This is a genomic window from Paractinoplanes atraurantiacus (genome assembly GCF_900215205.1).
Lineage (GTDB): Bacteria > Actinomycetota > Actinomycetes > Mycobacteriales > Micromonosporaceae > Actinoplanes > Actinoplanes atraurantiacus.
Genome location: NZ_OBDY01000012.1, coordinates 221460 through 237946 on the forward strand (window position 1 = coordinate 221460; position 16487 = coordinate 237946).

A 16487-nucleotide genomic window follows, 5' to 3' on the forward strand; every position below is an offset into this window, starting at 1 on the left:
CGACGGGTGTCGAATCAAGAACTCGTAGTGCTCGCCGGACCGGACTGCTGCGCCCCCATGGTCGCGGAGCCCCTGGCCGAGATCGATGCGGTCGGGCTGGCGAAAGGCTTCAAGGCGCTCGGGGATCCGGCGCGGCTACGGCTGCTGTCGATGATTGCGGCCCGCGCCGGCGACGAGGTCTGCGTCTGTGAGCTGACCGACGCGTTCACCCAGTCGGGGCCGACGATCTCGCACCACTTGAAGGTGCTCCGTGATGCCGGTCTGGTCACCTCTGAGCGGCGAGGCAGTTGGGTCTATTACCGCGTGGTGCCATCCGCCCTGGCCGCGCTGTCGAAGCTGCTCGACACCTCGGCGATGGCCGTCGCGGCTGAGGCGTGAGCCTGGCTCGTCGGCTGAGTGCCGAGTTCGCCGGTACCGGCCTGTTGGTCGCCGCGGTGGTCGGCTCGGGCATCGCCGCTTCTCGTCTGTCGCCGCGGGACGTTGGGCTTCAACTGCTGGAGAACGCGATCGCCACGGCGTTCGCCCTGGGTGCGCTGATCCTGATGTTCGGCCCGGTCTCCGGCGCGCACTTCAACCCGGTCGTCTCGGCCGTCGACTGGTGGCTCGGCCGTCGCGCCGGCGCCGGCCTGACCGGACGGGAACTGGCGGGCTACGCGGCGGCGCAGACGCTCGGGGCCATCACCGGTGCGGTGCTCGTCAACGCAATGTTCGGCCTGTCCGCCGTCACTTCGTCCCACACCGAGCGCGATGGTGGGAGCCTGTGGCTGGCGGAGGTCGCGGCGACGGCGGGCCTGATTCTGCTGATCGTCTCGCTGGCTCGCTCGGGCCGGACCTCGACCGCTCCCGCCGCTGTCGGCGCTTACATCGGCGCTGCCTACTGGTGGACGTCGTCCACCAGTTTCGCCAACCCGGCCGTGACCGTCGGCCGCATGTTCAGCGACACGTTCGCCGGCATCGCACCGGGTTCGGCTCCCGGCTTCATCATCGCCCAGGTCGCGGGCGCCATCGTCGCCCTCGCGGCTATCGCGTGGTGGTTCCCGACCGCTGCGAACCACGCCGCCGATGTCGTCGTCCCAGCATCCCCATCAACTGATCGCCGGAGTGAACCATGACCGCCAAGCCCAGCGTCCTGTTCGTCTGCGTCCACAACGCCGGCCGCTCGCAGATGGCCGCCGGCTGGCTGCGTCACCTTGCCGGGGATCGCATCGAGGTCCGCTCGGCCGGCTCCGAACCGGCTGACCAGATCAACCCAATCGCGATCCAAGCCATGGCCGAGGTCGGCATCGACATCACCGCTGAGGAACCGAAGAAACTCAGCGACGCCGCCGCTCAAGCCAGCGACGTCATCGTCACCATGGGCTGCGGCGACACCTGCCCGCACTTCCCCGGCAAGCGCTACGAGGACTGGGAGCTCACCGACCCGGCCGGCCAGCCGATCGAGGTGGTCCGTGGTGTGCGCGACGAGATACGCGCCAGGATCGACAAGCTGATCACTGAGCTTGACGGCTAGGTCAGACAGTGGGCGGACGGCGCCGATCCTGATCGCGAGCACCGCGACGTCGTACGCGTGCTCGCCGCTCATGGGTCGATGAACATCGACTGTTGCCGGGTCGGCCTGGCGTAGTGGATCGGTCCGACCATCTCGCACCACCTGAAGGTGCTCCGCGACGCCGGCCTGGTCACCTCGGAGCGGCGTGCCACATGGGTCTACTACCGCGTGGTGCCGTCCGCCCTGGCCGCCCTGTCGAAGCAGCCCTGAAGATCGCCAAGTGGCACGAATCGGCGCCGGAACCGACAGGCTCTTCGGCGGCCCCGGCCGCAACACGATCAGCCAGTGACCGCACCGAAGTAATTGATGTGACCCCCATCACTTCTACGACTCCTGAAGATACCCCCTTGGGGTATCTTCGTCACATGACTACGGCATCGAAGGAATTGACTCGGTCGGCTGTCTCGGCGACTCTGCACTGCCTCACCGGCTGTGCCATCGGGGAGATCCTGGGCATGGTCATCGGGACGGCGCTCGGCTGGGGCAACGGGGCGACCATCGCGCTCTCCGTCGCCCTGGCCTTCCTGTTCGGCTACTCGCTGGCCATCCGGCCCGTCCTCAAGGCCGGCCTGAGCTTCCAGCAGGCCCTCGGCGTCGCCCTGGCCGCCGACACCGTCTCCATCGCCGTGATGGAGCTCGTGGACAACGCCGCCCTACTCGTCATCCCGGGCGCGATGGAAGCCGGCCTCGCTGACCCGCTCTTCTGGGGCAGCCTGGTCGCGGCGCTCGCCATCGCCTTCGTCGTCACCGTGCCGGTCAACCGGTGGATGATCTCGCGGGGCAAGGGGCACGCCGTCGCGCACCACTACCACCATCACCACTGAACGGGGCGGACCAGCGTCAGCGACTGATACCGGACGCCCGCCGCGTACACATGGAAGTCGAGAATCTCGAAGTGGCGGGCCGCCTGTTCCAGCAGCTCCTGGTCGGAGCGGAAGGCGAAGAATCGCGGCGGCACATGGTGGTCGTTCGCCGCGACGCCCTCCTCGTGCTTGCCGCCGTAGACGCCCCGGTGGAACAGCCCGCCGGGGCGCCTTGGCCTCGGTGACGGAGACCATCGACGGCGACAGGTCGACCGCCGTCACGTCCAGGCCCGACGACTGGAACCAGGCGCTGTCCTGGCCCGTGCCCGAGCCGACCTCGAGCAGCGTGACCGCCCGGGCCGCCCGGAGCCGGTCGAGGAACGCCGCCCTCTCGGCCAGCTTCCACGGCTCTTTGGTGAACCTGTCGCGGTCGGCGGCCGCGCGCGGACCGTAGGCCTCGCGGTTGCGGGCCGCCACGTCGCTGTATCTCATAGTGGTCTCACTCCGCTAGCCTGACCCGGTCGGCAGGGGTGCGTAAAGGGAGTGTCCGATGACGAAAGAGGTCCGGACCGACATCGAGACGATGCGTGCCGCCGACGCCGATCGGCACAAGGTCGCCGAGCAGCTCAAGTCCGCGCTCGACGAGGGCCGGCTCAGCCTCGACGAATACGACGACCGCGTGCGCTCGGCCTACAACTCCAAGACGTACCAGGAACTGCTTCTGCTCCTCACCGACCTGCCGCGTCCCGGCCTCAGCGCGACCGAGGTCCGCGCCCGGCGCGAGGCCGAGGAGCGCCGCGAGGCGCGCCGGCTGCCGACCGCGATGATGGTGCTCTGGACCATCTGGGCCGCCCTGGCCACCGTCAACCTGGTCGTCTTCGGGCTGGTCGCCGCCACTGTGGACGGCGACGTCTACCCGTGGCCGGTGTGGCTGCTCGCGCCGGGCGCCGCCCTCGCCGCGGTGACGGTCGGCGTCCAGGCCATCCGTCACCAGCAGCGGCGTTAGCGCCCGGCCGGGAAGAGCGCCTGGCCGAGCACCGGGGCGAGCGCCTCCGAGTAGGCCAGCGACATGTGGTTGTCGTCCTTGTAGACCAGCGTGTTGCCGACCAGGATCGGGCACTTCTTGTTCGCGCAGAACCACGGCGTCGGGTCGATCACCCGGATGCCGTTCTTGGCGGCCTGCTCGGCGACCATCGCCCGGCGCTGCGGCTCCTGGATGGCCCGGACCTGCGAGCGGTCGCACTTGAAGATCTGTCGCGGGTTGGTCGCCGCGCACTCCGGGACCACGTCCACCGGGTACGGGGTGTCCTGGAGCAGCACCTTGTTCTTGATGCCGCCCAGCTTGGTCCACGTCTTCTGCCAGGCCTGCACCCAGGCCGGGTCGTCGGCCAGGCCGGGCCGCTCGATCAGCTTGCCGTCGGCGTCGTAGATGCCGCCGTTGTCGAGGTCGTTGGAGGCCATGACGACCAGGTCGGGCTTGGCGGCCACGACACGGTCGACGATCTGGTCACGCCAGGCGACGCATTCGGTGTACGGCTTGTTGAGCACCACGTTGAAGTTGAGCACCGCCGGCAGCTGGCAGGCCGCCTTGGTCAGCGCGACCAGCTTCCAGCCCTGCGCGCGGGCCACCCCGTCGACCGCCGCGAACCACTGGGCCGCGTGCGAGTCGCCGATCAGGTACATCGTCTTGGCGCCGTTCGGGTCGCCGTAGACGCAGGGCCGGTCCTGCTTGCTGTCGCCGTATCCGAGGTGGCAGAGGTCCTTGTAGATGACCGGGTTCTGCCCCTGTGCCTCGGTGAGTTTCGGCGTCAGGTTGTCCGGCAGGCGGGAGCCGCGGATCGAGCCGGTGATCAGCTGGGTGAGCCGGGCCTGCGGATCGCCGGCCTTGGCCACCTCGGCCGCGGTGTCGAATGTGGCCGGTCCGGTCGGGATCGGCGGCGTGAACTGGCCGGCGATCAGCGACAGCGCGGCCACCCCGGCCGACAGGATCAGGCCCAGGGCCAGACCGCGGCGGGCCCGCGAACGCAGCCAGGGCCGCATCCGGACCGGATTTTCGACCAGGTGGTACGTGATGAAGGCGAGCCCGAGCGCACCGACTGCGAACACCAGGTTCGACTTGACGCCGGCGTCGCGCATGAAGGCCAGCGGCCAGATCATCAGGACCGGCCAGTGCCAGAGGTACCAGCCGTAGGACAGCTTGCCGATGAACCGGAACGGCGCCGTGCCGATCACGCGGCCCGCGCCCCAGCCCTCGGCCGACGTGCCGCCGGCGATCACGGCGGCGGTGCCCAGCACCGGAAGCAGGGCGGCCGAGCCGGGGAAGGCCGTCGACTCGTCGTAGGTCACGGCCGCGATGACCACGGCGACGAGGCCACCCCAGGTCAGGACCGCGGCCAGAGCTTTGGGTGTACGGCTGAGACGGGCGGCCGCCAGGGCGACCAGCGCCCCGATGCCGAGCTCCCAGGCCCGGGTGTGCGAGCCGAAGTAGGCCCACGGCGCCGCGTTGGCCGTCTGCTGGACGCTGACGATCAGCGAGACCACGACCAGGGCGCTCAGCGCGATCGCGGCCCGGCGGTTCTTGCGGGCGCCGGCCCAGACGGCGAGCAGCAGCAGCGGCCAGACCAGGTAGAACTGCTCCTCGACGGCGAGCGACCACAGGTGCTGCAGAGGCGAGGGAGCCGCTGTCGCGTTGAGGTAGTCCGTCCCCTCGTACGCCAGACGCCAGTTGATGCCGTAGAAGGTGCTGAACAGGCCGTCGAGCGTGATCGACTTGAAGCGTGTGGCCGGAACGAAGAGCCAGGCGGCCACGATCGTGGCGACCACGACCACGGTCGAGACCGGCAGCAGGCGGATCGCGCGCCGCGAGTAGAAGCCGGGCAGCGAGATCTTCCCGGTCTTGTTCAGCTCCTTCAGCAGCAGCGTCGTGATGAGGAAGCCGGAGATGACGAAGAACACGTCCACGCCGACATATCCGCCGGCGAAGGTGCTCAGGCCCGCGTGGCTGAGCACGACCAGCGTCACGGCGATGGCCCGCAGACCCTCGATGTCCGGACGGAAGCCGATGTGGGCTCCCTCCGCCCGGCGTGCGGGCGGGGTGGCCGGGGCTTCCCGGACTTCGATGGTGGAGGACACCATGAGTTGCTGCTCCAGTCGAGGGTTGACAGTCACCGCACGTCGAGGGTTCATGGTCGTCGCACAAGATACCGATGACCTGGGCACAGGTCGACCCGGTAGCCGACGCGCTAGGGTCGGATCGTGACCACCGCGGACCGTGTCCCACTTTCCGTCCTCGACCTGGCCACGGTGCGTGAGGGGCATTCCAGCGCGGATGCCCTGCGCGGCACGGTCGAGATCGCGCAGACCGCCGACCAGTTGGGCTACGCCCGCTTCTGGGTAGCAGAGCACCACAACATGCCGGCCGTCGCGTCCACCTCACCGCCGGTCCTGATCGGTGCGATAGCCGCACAAACCACAACGATCCGTGTCGGATCGGGTGGCGTCATGCTGCCGAACCACATGCCGTTCGTGGTCGCCGAGCAGTTCGCCATCCTCGAGGCGCTCTACCCGGGGCGCGTCGACCTCGGCATCGGCCGCGCCCCCGGCACCGACCAGGCCACGGCGGCCGCGCTGCGCGGCGTCTCGCCCTACCTGACCGTCGAGCAGTTCCCCGAGCATCTCCAGACCGTGCTGTCCCTGCTCGGCGACGACCGCATCGAGCCGTCATCCCTGCGGGCGACACCGGTGGCCGAGACCTACCCCGAGGTGTGGATGCTGGGCTCCTCCACGTACGGGGCTCAGGTCGCGGCCGCCCTCGGCCTGCCCTTCTGTTACGCATATCACTTCGCGATGAGCTCCGATGTGGACAAAGCGCTGCACCTCTACCGGGCCGGGTTCAAGCCGTCGCCGCGCTACCCCGAGCCGTGGGCCATGGTCAGCGCCTCGGTGATCGCCGCCGAGACGACCGAGGAGGCGCAGTGGCTGGCCGGCCCCAGCCGGATCATGGCGCTGAGCCTGCGCACCGGGCGCCTCGGCCCGATCGTCTCGCCCGAGACGGCGGCGTCGGTCGAGCTCAGCGACCTCGACCGGAGCATGCTCGAGTCGCTGCCGGGCACGCAATACGCGGGCACCGCCGAGGAGGTCGTGGCCGCCCTCGACGAGCTGGTCGAGCGCACCGGGGCGCAGGAGCTGATGCTGGCCGGCACGGTCTACGACCCGGCCACGCGGCAGGACTCCCTGGCCCGGATAGCAAAGGCGTGGGGCCTGTAATTAGGGTGCGCGCCGGGCGGCCACTGACGAGGATCGCTGCATGAGCTGGCGGCTGACCCACGACATCGACGAGTTCGCCGCGGCCGCGGGAGACTTCCTCGCTTCGCGGCCGGTCCGGCACACCGTCTTTCTCACGGTGATCGACGCCTTGCGGCGCCGGGGGCTCCGGGCGTTCGGGCCGTCGGATCCGATCTTCGGTTTCTGGCGTACGGCGTCAGGCACCGTCGACGGGGCGCTCCTGCGAACACCGCCGCACCCGATGATGATGAGCGTGCTGCCGCCCGAGGCCGCGGCGGCCGCCGCTACGGACGTACCACCAACTCCGCAAGTGAATCTCCTGGCCGAGTCCGAGGAGATCTTCGCTGCCGCCTGGCGGCGGCGCACCGGAAAAGCGCCGTCGGCCCGTCGCCGCACGCGTCTCTACCGGCTGGAGGCCCTCGCCGACCCGTCGCCGCCCGGCCGGGCCCGCCTCGCCACCGCCGGCGACCGTGACCTGCTGGTGGAGTGGCAGAAGGCGTTCTACGCCGAGATCGGCGAGGAGGGCTTCGGCGACATCGGCGCGGTGATGGACGACCGGATCGGGTACGGCGGCGTGCTGCTCTGGGAGGACGGCGACGGCCCGGTCTCGATGGCCATCCGCTCCCGCCCCGACTCCGGCATGGCCCGCGTGCAGATCGTGTACACGCCGCCGGCTTCCCGCGGTCACGGCTACGCGGCCGGCGTCACCGTGGCCGCCACCCGATCGGCCCTGGCCCTCGATGTCGGCGAAGTGGTGCTCAACACCGACCTGGCCAACCCGACCAGCAACCGGCTCTACCAGCGGCTGGGCTACCGTCCCGTGGAAGATCGAGTGATCCTGGAGTTGGCGGCATGACAGACGGCAAGGTCCTTTCGGTGAGCGTCGGCGCAATGCGCCCGAACCCGGCGAAAAAGGTCGGAAAGACCGGCATCTACAAGGAGCCGGTCGCTCACCCCGTCGACGTGCGCGCCCCCGGCCCCAAGCGGACCGGCCTGCACAGCGGCGTCGTGGGCGACGAGATCGGCGACACGAAGCACCACGGAGGCGACGACCAGGCCGTGTACGCGTACTCCCGTGAGGACTACGACTGGTGGGAGGCCGAGCTGGGCCGCACCCTGCCCGACGGCATGTTCGGCGAAAATCTGACCACGGAGGGCCTGGACCTCCTGGCCACCCAGATCGGCGAGGTGTGGCGGATCGGCGACACGCTGGAGCTCTCACCGACCTTCGGCCGCATCCCGTGCGCCACGTTCCAGGCGAAGATGGGAGAGCAGAAGTGGCTGAAGCGCTTCGCCCGCGAAAACCGAACCGGCACGTACCTGCGAGTGGTCACCCCCGGCCAGGTCCGCGCGGGTGACCCGATCGACATCATCCACCGCCCCACCCGCGGCATGACGGTCACCGAGGCCTTCGCCATCTACATGTTCGACCCGGCCTCCCTCCCCCGCCTCCTGGAGGCCGACGGCATGTCCGAGCATTTGCGAGCCGAGGTGGAGGAACGAATCGCCCGCCTGTGACCTCGCACGCACGAGCCGTTCGCGTCGACCAGGCCCTGCCGCCCGGGAGGCTCGGCTGCGATCTGCATGCGGAGACCCTCACGCTGTGGACGGTGCAGTCGGCCGCCGCATGGGAGACGCTGACCCGCGAAGGCACGATCAGCGGCCGCGAGGACCTCATCTACCCGTACTTCCTGCGCGCCTACACCTGGCTCCGCGCCGCGGCCACCCGCCGCGGTGCTCATTACCGCCCGCATCCCCCGAGAGCAACTGCTGCTGTCGGAGTTCGCCGAGTGGCGTTCCGTTCTCAACAACGGCCTGGTCTGGCCACCGTCCCCGAACTGCAGCGGGACGACATCATCGACGTAGTCGTTGCCAGTGATCGACCCAACCGGCGCAGACCAGCCTTAGGTAGCCGGTGAGGTGCGCAGTTGCTGGTGGAGCTGGCCGGCCAGGTTGACGACGACGGAGAAGGGGAACACCTGGATCTCGTCGGCGGCGAAGCTGCCGGTGATGATGGGGGGCGGCGCGTAGGCGTACACCTCGTCGTCGCTCAGGCTCAGGCCCCGCCGGTGGAACGCGGCCATCGCCAGTGCGCCCTGCAGGAACTCGTCTTGGCCGTCTTCTGTTTCCAGGGTGGCGATCAGTTCGGCGCGGCTGGGCCAGCCAGGACCAGGATTCCAGCGCGACGGCGTATTGATCGTCACTGAACTGCTTGGTGAGCTCCATACGAGCATCTGATCACGCCGGCTCGGTGGCCAGGGCCTGGCGGAGGCGGTCGGTGGCGCGGCGGTCGGCCTGGGCGATGGAGCCGTGTGGGATGGCGGCGACCAAGGCCGCGACCATGAGGACCACCGCGGCGAAGACGAACGCCCACGGAAGGCCGCCGGGGCGGTCGACGATGGCGCCGGCCACGGCGCCGCCGGCTGCGCTGCCCGTCACCGAGACGGTGACGATCCAGGTGTAGGCCTCGTTCAGCATCGATGGTGGGGCCAGGCGGCCCACCAGGTTGCTCTCCACCGTCAAGGCCGGGGCGATTGTCGCGCCGCCCAGCACCAGGGCCGCACCCAGCCAGAGTGGGCTCGGCATGAAGGCCAGGATCAGGAAGCTCAAGGAGACGCTGCCCAGCAGCCAGGCGAACTGGCGCGGGAGGGGCATCGCGGGGCGGCGGGTGCCGAACCAGATGCCGCCGATGGCGCTGCCCACGCCCCAGATGCCCAGCAGGACGCCGCCCAGGCCGTCCCCGCCGCCGTGGTGGGTGGCGTAGGCGGGGACGATGACGCCGGCCGCGCCGAAGGCCATGCCGAGGGCGACCACGCACAGGAGCAGGGCCGGGAAGCCGGAGACCTTCAGCGGGCCCAGGCCGCGGGCGGCGTCGATCTCCTCGTGGCGGTGCCAGCCGCGCATCACGGGCAGACGGGCGATCACCAAGGTGCCGAGCAGGGTGGCGCCGGCGGCGCCGAGCAGGGCCGTGGCGGGATTGCTGGTGATCACGACCAGGGCGGCCACGAGCATCGGGCCGAGGACGAAGACCAGCTCGAACAGGGAGGTCTCGGCGGCCATGGCGGCGCCGCGCAGGTGGTGGTTGCCGCCGCCGATCTCGGTCATGTCGGTCCAGGCCCGCCGGATGGCCGCGGTCAGCGGCGGGTACGTGGCGCCGGCCACCGCCGACGCCACGAAGATCCAGGGCAGGGCGGACTCGCCGGAGCGGCTGACCAGGACCAGGGCGACAAGAGCCAGAGGGTGCAGGACCGCGGTGGCGAACAGGATCGGGGACGGGCCGATGCGATCGGCCAGACGGCCGGCGATCGGGCTCACGGCGGCGCCGGCCAGGGCGTACACACCGCCGGCCAGACCCGCCGCGGCGTAGCGGCCGGTCTCCTGCTGGACGAGAAGCAGCAGGGCCAGCGGGGTCATGCCGATGCCTAGCCGGGCAAGAATCCCCACGCTGAGTAGGACCCGTCCGCCCGGCAGGTGCCAAACGCCCAGGTACTGACGCAACGCGGTCACTTCTTCGCTCCTTCGAAAGGTCCCACCAAGTAACGACCGATACGGTCCACGACCCTAACGCCGGGGCCGGGCGTGACACATCCGAAATCCCGGCGCCGGTGTCCGGAAACACAGCGGAGGGCCGCCCGCTTACGCGGACGGCCCTGGCGGACTGACGGGTCAGCGGTACTGGATGGCACCGGCCTGCTGGCGCAGGCGCGCGACGCGCTGCTCCATGGGCGGGTGGGTGGAGAAGAGCGAGGCGATGCCGCCGCCCTTGAGAGGGTTGGCGATCATCAGGTGCGCGGCGCTGGTGAGCCGGTTGTCGGCCGGCAGGGGCAGGCGCTGCGCCCCGTACTGAATCTTCTCGAGAGCACTGGCCAGAGCCAGCGGGTCACCGGTCAGCGCGGCGCCGTCGGCATCCGCCTGGTACTCCCGGTTGCGGCTGATCGCCAGCTGGATGATCGTCGCCGCCATCGGGCCGAGGATCAGCATCGCCAGCAGCGCGGCCGGGTTGGGGCTGTCGTCGTCGTCCGAACCGCCCAGCGGCAGGAAGATCGCCAGCTGCGCGATGCTCGTGATGATGCCGGCCAGCGCGGCCGCCACACTCGAGATCAGGATGTCCCGGTTGTAGACGTGGGAGAGCTCGTGGCCGATGACGGCCCGCAGCTCACGCCGGTCGAGCAACTGGGTGATGCCGGTGGTCACGGCGACGGCGGCGTGCTGGGGGTTACGGCCGGTCGCGAACGCGTTCGGCTGCATCGTCGGTGAGACGTAGAGCCGCGGCATGGGCTGACCGGCGGTGGTCGCCAGCTCGCGGACGATCTGGTGGAGGGCCGGGAACTCGGCTTCGCTGACCGGCTGCGCGCGCATCGCCCGCAGGGCCAGCTTGTCGGAGAAGAAATACGAGCCGGCGTTCAGGGCCAGCGAGATGAACACCGCGAACACCAGGCCGCCGCTGCCGCCGAGCCAGTAGCCCGCGCCCAGGATGAGGGCGGTGAGCAGACCCAGCAGAGCGGCCGTCTTGAGGCCGTTGTGATGGCTGTGCACAGATACTCCTTCGGGATGCGGATCCGGTAGGACCCGCATCCCATGGAACATCGCCCACCAGAGAATTCATCCGTCACGGACTGTGAGTTAGCTGAGCGCGTCGAAGAGCAACTGCGGGGCGAAGCCGAGGGCCACGGCCACCAGCGAGGCGGCGGCCAGGACGAAGCCGACGGCGCGGGAGACCGGCAGGCGCGGGTGTGTGGCCGCCTCGAGCAGAGCCGGATCGACGACCGAAATGCCCGGCGCCTCGGGCTTCGTGTAGAGCAGTGCCGACACCCGTACGTAGTAGGCCAGACCGATCACCGCGTTGAGCGCCACCACCCCGGCCAGCCACCCGTGCCCGTTGTCGATCAGGGCGTCCACCACGGTGACCTTGGCGAACAGCCCGGCCAGGCCCGGCGGCAGACCGGCCAGGCCGGCGAAGGCCAGCACCAGCGCCGCCCCCAGCCACGGCGAGCGCCTTCCCGCCCCTCGGTAGGCGAGCAGCGATCCGCCGTCCGCGCCCGGCGGCCGCAACGCCACCACCACGCCGAAGGCGATCAGCTCCAGGACCACGAAGAAGACGGAGTACGCGGCCGCGGCCGCCACCCCGGCGCCGCCCAGCGCCAGCGCGGCCAGGATGTAGCCGGCCTGGGCGATCGACGACCACGCCAGCAGGCGGACCATCCGGGTCTGCCGGAGGGCGACGAGGTTACCCACCGTCATCGTCAGCACGGCCAGGACGCCGGTGAGCGCGGCCGCGTCGACCCGGGCGACGATCGCCGCGAGGGCCAGCACACCGCCCAGTTTCGAGGCCGTCGACAGGTAGGCGGCGACCGGCAGCGGCGCGCCCTCGTACGTCGCCGGGGCCCAGGCGTGCAGGGGCACGGCCGCCACCTTGAAGGCCAGGCCGATGACCAGCAGCGCGACTCCGGCGTTGGCCACCGGAGCGAACGGGCCGACGCCGTCGACGAGGCGGTCGAGGTGCAGGGCGCCGGTGGCCGCGTAGTTGAGGGCCGCGCCGAGCAGGGCGATCGCCGTCGAGATGACGCTGATCAGGAAGAAGGTGACCGAGGCGGAGGCGGAGGCCGTGCTGACCTTCTCGCCGGGCACGAAGCGGCGCAGGCCGACGAGAAGGTAGAGCGGCAGGGTCAGCGTCTCCACGCCGACGATCAGGGTGATGAGGTCGCCGGCGTAGCCGACCACGACGCCGCCGGTCATCGAGCAGGCGAGCAGGAAGCAGAACTCCCCCGCCGGGGCGGTGCCGAGGCGTAGTGACGGCACGGAGAGTCCGAGCACGCCGACGGTCAGGCCGGCGAAGACGACGGCGGCCACCATGGCCAGCGGGCTCGGCACCCACGAGCACGAGGACGCGGCGCAGAACGTGCCCACCCGGGAACCGCCGACGACGATCGCGCCGGCCGCGGTGGCGATGCCGCCGGAGGTCAGGGCGCCGAAGATCGCGGCTCGGGAGGCGAAGAGCAGGTCGGCCAGGAGTACGAGGACCGCGGTGCCCGCCGCGGCGTAGAGCGGCAGCAGCGAGACGTGGTCGACTGTCTGCGCCGTCATGGCAGGGCCTCCGTCAGGGCTCGCACGGGTGCGCTGGTCGCGATCAGCACCAGGGCCGGCGCGAGGCCCACGGCCAAGGTCAGCGCGGCCAGCGGCGACCAGGCCAGCCATTCGACCGTCGTGACGCCCGGCAAGAGGTGGCCGTTGGCGCCCGGTGCGAGGGCGGTCGAAGCAACGGTGGCCGGGACACGAGCGGGACCGTGGGTCACTCGGCGGAGAAGGCGGAGGAAGTACGCCGCGGTGAGCGCCCCGCCGATCGCCGCGAGCACGGCCAGCGTCGTCCACAGCCCGCCGCCGCGCTGGACGGCGGCCACGACGGCGAAGGCCTCGCCCCAGAAGCCGGCCAGCCCCGGCAGCCCGAGGGAGGCGATCGCGGCGAAGCCGAGCACGCCGGCCAGCCGGGGCGCCGTCTCGCGCAGGCCGCCGAGCTCGGACAGCTCGCCGGTGTGCGCCCGGTCCTTGATCGCTCCGGCCAGGAAGAACAGCAGGCCGGTGATGAGGCCGTGCGCGACGTTGCCGAGCAGCGCCGCCTGCAGGCCGGTCTCGCTCAGGGTGGCGATGCCGAGCAGCACGAACCCCATGTGCCCGACGCTGGAGTAGGCGATCAGCCGCTTCAGCTCGGTCTGCCGCAGACAGATCAGCGATCCGGCCAGGATCGCGGCCACGGCCAGGATGCCCAGCACCGGCGCCGCCTTCTCGGCGCCGAGCGGGGCCACGCCGACACCGACCCGGACCAGGCCGTAGGTGCCCATCTTGAGCAGCACCCCGGCCAGGATCACCGAGCCGACCGTCGGGGCCTGGGTGTGCGCGTCGGGCAGCCAGGTGTGCAGCGGCCACAGCGGCGCCTTCACCGCGAACGCGATGGCCAGCAGGGTGAACGCCGCGTACTGGGTGGTGCGGTCGAGCCCGGCGCCACCGGCGAGCTCGGCCAGGTCGCCGGTGCCGGCCGACACCGCGACGGTGACGACGCCGAGCAGCAGGAACACCGAGCCGAAGAGCGTGTAGAGCACGAACTTGCGGGCCGCCCGGCGCCGGTCCTCGCCGCCCCAGCCGGCGATCACGGCGTACATCGGAAGCAGCACGACCTCGAAGAACAGGAAGAACAAGATGAGGTCGAACGACAGGAAGGTGCCGGCTATGCCGGCTTCGAGGACCAACAGCAGGGCGGTCAGGGCACGGCCGGAGCTTTTCTGGAGGTACGCCGTGCAGAGCACCGTGAGAAGGCCGGTCAACGCGACGAGCGGATAGGAGACGCCGTCCACGCCGAGGTGGAAGTCGAGGTTGAGCGCCGAGACCCAGGAGACGTCCACCTCGGTCCAGAGGCCGCCGTCGGCCGAGGACCGCGCGAACGGCAGCAGGATGATCGGCAGGAGCGTGACCGCGGCGAAGCCGGTACCGACGAGGCGGGCCGTGCGGTCTTTCAGCAGCGCGACGACGGCCGCGCCCAGGGCGGGCAGCGCGACGACGGCGACCAGCGCGACTTGGTAGATCGTCATGTGGCGGCTCCGAACCAGACGGCCACGGCCCCGAGCAGCAGGGCGCCGGCGAGGACGGCCACGGCGGCGGTCGGCAGCGGCACCCGGTGGGCCACGGCCAGCGCGTTCCCGACGCCGGTGGTTCCGGTGCCGGTGCCTTCGACGGCCGCGTCCACCACCTTTTCGTCGGTGGCGGTGACGACTTTGGCGATCGCACGCACCGGCCGTACCACCAATCGGTCTTGAATGGTGTCGAGGTGGAAACCGGAGGCGAACAGATGCCGGGCCGGGCCCAGCGCCGCGGCCGGATCGGCGCCCGGCACCGCCTGCCAGAGCCACCACGCCGCGCCCGCACCGGCCGCCAGCAGCACCAACGGCAGCACGAGGGCGACGCTCAAGTGCGGATCTTCCATCTCGAGGGCGGTCCGGAAGCCCGGCGCGTACGCGACCAGGCCGAGCAGAGCGGCCGGGATCGTCAGGATCAGAATCGGCCAGCGCATGGCGCCCGGCGGGTCGTGCGGGACGGCCGGCGCGGTGTAGCGGGCGTCGTCGAAGCCGATCTCCCAGTCCGGGCCGTCGGGTCCGTGCTCGCGCGAGATGCCGAAGAACGCGCAGAGCAGGAGCCGGGTCGCGTACCAAGCGGTGATCAGGACGGCGAACAGGGCGGCCAGCCAGACCACCCAGCCGACCCACACCGGCGCCGTCCCACCGCCCTCGGTGGCATGGGCGGCCGCGGTCAGCACGTTCTCCTTGGACCAGAAACCCGAGAGTGGGGGTACGCCGGCGAGCGCACCCAGGCCCACGACGAACGACCAGAAGGTCACGGGCATGTGCTCGCGCAGCCCGCCCATCCGGGAGAGGTAGTTGGTGCCGACAGCGTGGATCACCGCACCGGCCGCGAGGAAGAGCAGCGCCTTGAACGCGGCGTGGGTGAGCAGGTGGAACAGCGCGGCGGCGGGCGAGCCGACGGCGAGCGCGCCGGTCATGTAACCGATCTGGCTGACCGTCGACCAGGCGAGGACGCGCTTCATGTCGTCCTGGGCGGTCGCGCTGAGGGCGCCGAGCAGGATCGTGATCGCGGCCATGACACCGAGGGTGGCGAGCGCGGCCGGCGACTCGTCGTAGAGCGGGTAGAGCCGGAAGACGACGTACACGCCGGCGGCGACCATGGTGGCCGCGTGGATCAGGGCCGAGATCGGCGTGGGGCCGGCCATCGCGTCGGGCAGCCAGGTGTGCAGCGGGAACTGGGCGCTCTTGCCGGCCACCCCGGCCAGGATCAGCAGCAGGGCGGCGGTGAGGGTGCCGCTGGAGTAGTCGTGGGTGCGCAGGTCGGCGATCCGCGAGGTGCCGGCGCCGGCGATCAGGACGGCGACACCGAGCAGGAAGCCGACGTCACCCACCCGGGTGACCAGGAACGCCTTCACGGCGGCGGCGGGCGCCTCGGGCAGGCGGCGGTCGTGGCCGATGAGCAGGTACGAGCAGGCGCCCATCACCTCCCAGCCGACCAGCACGCCGATCAGGTCGCCGGACGTGACGACCAGCAGCATGGCGCCGGTGAAGAGGCTGACCTGGGCCGCGTACGGGGCATAGCGCGGGTCGTCGTGCAGATAGGCGACCGAGTAGATCTGCACGAAGAGGGCAACCGTGGCGACGGCGAGCGCGACATAGAGGGCGGCGACGCCGACGGTGAAGCCGATCGTGAGGTCGATGCCGCCGATGCTCACCCAATGTGTGCTGACGTCGATCGGCTTGTGCGCGAAGAGCAACAGGCTGAGCGTCACGAGGAGTGAGGCGGCGGCCCCGGCGATACCGAGCGTGGCGGCCGGGCGGCGCCGGTCGCCGTCGCCCGGGGGCAGCAGCAGACCGATCAGGCCCAGCAGCAGCGGCACGCCGGGGATCAGGGCGGCAGTCACCCGGTCACCTGCTCTTCGTCCTCGTTCTCGTGCTCATGCAGCGCGACGTCGTCGAGCACGACGGCGCGGCGCAGGCGGTAGTACTGCAACACGATGGCCAGGCCGACGCCGACCTCGGCCGCCGCGATGACGATGATGAAGAGCGCGAAGATGGCGCCGGCCTTGGGCTCGGCGGCGGGATAGGCCCAGGCCTCCGGTTGTACGCCGGTGAGCGTCGACTTGATCGACGCGTCGGCCGCGACCAGGATCAGATTGACGGCGTTCAGCATGAGCTCGACGGCCATCAGGACGAGGATCGCGTTGCGCCGGCGCAGGACGCCGTAGACCCCGAGCGCGAAGAGCAGAGCGGCGATGACGTACGGGATGACGGCGTGCATCA

At 70.8% G+C, this 16487-nt stretch carries 18 protein-coding genes and 2 pseudogenes; 10 read left to right on the forward strand and 10 right to left on the reverse strand.

The window, feature by feature from the left end; all coding sequences use genetic code 11:
* Nucleotides 1-27 precede the first annotated feature (27 nt).
* The 5 genes and pseudogenes from CRP55_RS26410 (at nt 28) to CRP55_RS26430 (ending at nt 2373) form a co-directional block, all read left to right on the forward strand.
* Nucleotides 28-378, forward strand: coding sequence for an ArsR/SmtB family transcription factor (locus tag CRP55_RS26410; RefSeq protein ID WP_438865821.1), 351 nt, complete (start codon nt 28-30; stop codon nt 376-378).
* Nucleotides 375-1112: an aquaporin gene (locus CRP55_RS26415; RefSeq protein ID WP_097322816.1), complete on the forward strand. Its 738-nt coding sequence runs from the start codon at nt 375-377 to the stop codon at nt 1110-1112. The genes CRP55_RS26410 and CRP55_RS26415 overlap by 4 nt, the downstream gene beginning before the upstream one ends.
* Entirely contained in the window at nt 1109-1510 is a 402-nt protein-coding gene (locus CRP55_RS26420; protein WP_097322817.1) for an arsenate reductase ArsC, read from the forward strand. The genes CRP55_RS26415 and CRP55_RS26420 overlap by 4 nt, the downstream gene beginning before the upstream one ends.
* A gap of 120 nt (nt 1511-1630) precedes the next feature.
* Nucleotides 1631-1759: pseudogene (locus CRP55_RS26425) on the forward strand (ArsR/SmtB family transcription factor); the annotation flags it as partial.
* Nucleotides 1760-1914: 155 nt separating this feature from the next.
* Nucleotides 1915-2373 carry a DUF4396 domain-containing protein gene (locus CRP55_RS26430; protein WP_097322819.1) on the forward strand — a complete coding sequence of 153 codons (459 nt, stop codon included), beginning with the start codon at nt 1915-1917 and terminating at the stop codon, nt 2371-2373.
* On the opposite strand, the gene CRP55_RS56040 is transcribed toward CRP55_RS26430, so the two are convergent.
* Both CRP55_RS56040 and CRP55_RS56045 read right to left on the reverse strand, forming a co-directional pair.
* Nucleotides 2364-2507 carry a hypothetical protein gene (locus CRP55_RS56040; RefSeq protein WP_342751577.1) on the reverse strand — a complete coding sequence of 48 codons (144 nt, stop codon included), beginning with the start codon at nt 2505-2507 and terminating at the stop codon, nt 2364-2366. The two genes, CRP55_RS26430 and CRP55_RS56040, sit on opposite strands and share 10 nt — an antisense overlap.
* 121 nt (nt 2508-2628) lie before the next feature.
* A pseudogene (locus CRP55_RS56045) lies at nt 2629-2844 on the reverse strand (SAM-dependent methyltransferase); the annotation flags it as partial.
* 58 nt (nt 2845-2902) lie between these two features.
* Between CRP55_RS56045 and CRP55_RS26440 the strand changes: the two are divergent.
* Nucleotides 2903-3358, forward strand: coding sequence for a DUF1707 SHOCT-like domain-containing protein (locus CRP55_RS26440; RefSeq protein ID WP_097322820.1), 456 nt, complete (start codon nt 2903-2905; stop codon nt 3356-3358).
* Here the strand turns inward: CRP55_RS26440 and CRP55_RS26445 are convergent.
* Nucleotides 3355-5487 (reverse strand): acyltransferase family protein, encoded by a 2133-nt coding sequence (locus CRP55_RS26445; protein ID WP_179855340.1) that lies wholly within the window; start codon nt 5485-5487, stop codon nt 3355-3357. The genes CRP55_RS26440 and CRP55_RS26445 overlap by 4 nt on opposite strands.
* 120 nt (nt 5488-5607) lie before the next feature.
* On the opposite strand from CRP55_RS26445, the gene CRP55_RS26450 reads away from it, so the two are divergent.
* From CRP55_RS26450 to CRP55_RS52270, 4 genes are read left to right on the forward strand one after another with little or no spacing between them, the layout of a single operon-like run.
* Nucleotides 5608-6618: an LLM class flavin-dependent oxidoreductase gene (locus CRP55_RS26450; RefSeq protein WP_097322876.1), complete on the forward strand. Its 1011-nt coding sequence runs from the start codon at nt 5608-5610 to the stop codon at nt 6616-6618.
* A gap of 40 nt (nt 6619-6658) precedes the next feature.
* Nucleotides 6659-7492 carry a GNAT family N-acetyltransferase gene (locus CRP55_RS26455; RefSeq protein WP_097322822.1) on the forward strand — a complete coding sequence of 278 codons (834 nt, stop codon included), beginning with the start codon at nt 6659-6661 and terminating at the stop codon, nt 7490-7492.
* Entirely contained in the window at nt 7489-8154 is a 666-nt protein-coding gene (locus CRP55_RS26460) for an MOSC domain-containing protein (protein ID WP_097322823.1), read from the forward strand. The genes CRP55_RS26455 and CRP55_RS26460 overlap by 4 nt, the downstream gene beginning before the upstream one ends.
* The gene (locus CRP55_RS52270) at nt 8151-8555 is read left to right on the forward strand and encodes a hypothetical protein (RefSeq protein ID WP_143234881.1); all 405 of its coding nucleotides are present in this window, start codon (nt 8151-8153) and stop codon (nt 8553-8555) included. The genes CRP55_RS26460 and CRP55_RS52270 overlap by 4 nt, the downstream gene beginning before the upstream one ends.
* Here the strand turns inward: CRP55_RS52270 and CRP55_RS26465 are convergent.
* The 7 genes from CRP55_RS26465 to nuoK all read right to left on the reverse strand — a co-directional run bounded on the left by CRP55_RS26465 (nt 8541) and on the right by nuoK (nt 16485).
* Complete coding sequence (locus CRP55_RS26465; protein WP_097322824.1) at nt 8541-8840, reverse strand: hypothetical protein; 300 nt, start codon at nt 8838-8840, stop codon at nt 8541-8543. The genes CRP55_RS52270 and CRP55_RS26465 overlap by 15 nt on opposite strands.
* Nucleotides 8841-8874: 34 nt before the next feature.
* Nucleotides 8875-10143, reverse strand: coding sequence for an MFS transporter (locus CRP55_RS26470; protein ID WP_097322825.1), 1269 nt, complete (start codon nt 10141-10143; stop codon nt 8875-8877).
* A gap of 159 nt (nt 10144-10302) precedes the next feature.
* A complete protein-coding gene (gene htpX, locus CRP55_RS26475; protein WP_097322826.1) occupies nt 10303-11211 on the reverse strand; it encodes a zinc metalloprotease HtpX in 909 nt (302 codons plus the stop codon).
* A gap of 48 nt (nt 11212-11259) precedes the next feature.
* Nucleotides 11260-12720 (reverse strand): NADH-quinone oxidoreductase subunit N, encoded by a 1461-nt coding sequence (locus CRP55_RS26480; protein WP_097322827.1) that lies wholly within the window; start codon nt 12718-12720, stop codon nt 11260-11262.
* Nucleotides 12717-14216, reverse strand: a complete 1500-nt coding sequence (locus tag CRP55_RS26485; RefSeq protein ID WP_097322828.1) for a complex I subunit 4 family protein — start codon at nt 14214-14216, stop codon at nt 12717-12719. The genes CRP55_RS26480 and CRP55_RS26485 overlap by 4 nt, the downstream gene beginning before the upstream one ends.
* Nucleotides 14213-16108 (reverse strand): NADH-quinone oxidoreductase subunit 5 family protein, encoded by a 1896-nt coding sequence (locus CRP55_RS26490; RefSeq protein ID WP_097322829.1) that lies wholly within the window; start codon nt 16106-16108, stop codon nt 14213-14215. The genes CRP55_RS26485 and CRP55_RS26490 overlap by 4 nt, the downstream gene beginning before the upstream one ends.
* On the reverse strand, nt 16105-16485 hold the full coding sequence (nuoK, locus tag CRP55_RS26495) for an NADH-quinone oxidoreductase subunit NuoK (protein ID WP_097322830.1): 381 nt from the start codon (nt 16483-16485) through the stop codon (nt 16105-16107). The genes CRP55_RS26490 and nuoK overlap by 4 nt, the downstream gene beginning before the upstream one ends.
* Between the last annotated feature and the right edge of the window lie 2 nt (nt 16486-16487).

Coding starts and splice junctions, on each gene's coding strand:
- CRP55_RS26420 (WP_097322817.1), top strand. CDS start 1,109: ATGACCGCCAAGCCCAGCGTCCTGTTCGTCTGCGTCCACAACGCCGGC.
- CRP55_RS26430 (WP_097322819.1), top strand. CDS start 1,915: ATGACTACGGCATCGAAGGAATTGACTCGGTCGGCTGTCTCGGCGACT.
- CRP55_RS26440 (WP_097322820.1), top strand. CDS start 2,903: ATGACGAAAGAGGTCCGGACCGACATCGAGACGATGCGTGCCGCCGAC.
- CRP55_RS26445 (WP_179855340.1), bottom strand. CDS start 5,487: ATGGTGTCCTCCACCATCGAAGTCCGGGAAGCCCCGGCCACCCCGCCC.
- CRP55_RS26455 (WP_097322822.1), top strand. CDS start 6,659: ATGAGCTGGCGGCTGACCCACGACATCGACGAGTTCGCCGCGGCCGCG.
- CRP55_RS26460 (WP_097322823.1), top strand. CDS start 7,489: ATGACAGACGGCAAGGTCCTTTCGGTGAGCGTCGGCGCAATGCGCCCG.
- htpX (WP_097322826.1), bottom strand. CDS start 11,211: ATGCGGGTCCTACCGGATCCGCATCCCGAAGGAGTATCTGTGCACAGC.
- CRP55_RS26480 (WP_097322827.1), bottom strand. CDS start 12,720: ATGACGGCGCAGACAGTCGACCACGTCTCGCTGCTGCCGCTCTACGCC.
- CRP55_RS26485 (WP_097322828.1), bottom strand. CDS start 14,216: ATGACGATCTACCAAGTCGCGCTGGTCGCCGTCGTCGCGCTGCCCGCC.
- nuoK (WP_097322830.1), bottom strand. CDS start 16,485: ATGCACGCCGTCATCCCGTACGTCATCGCCGCTCTGCTCTTCGCGCTC.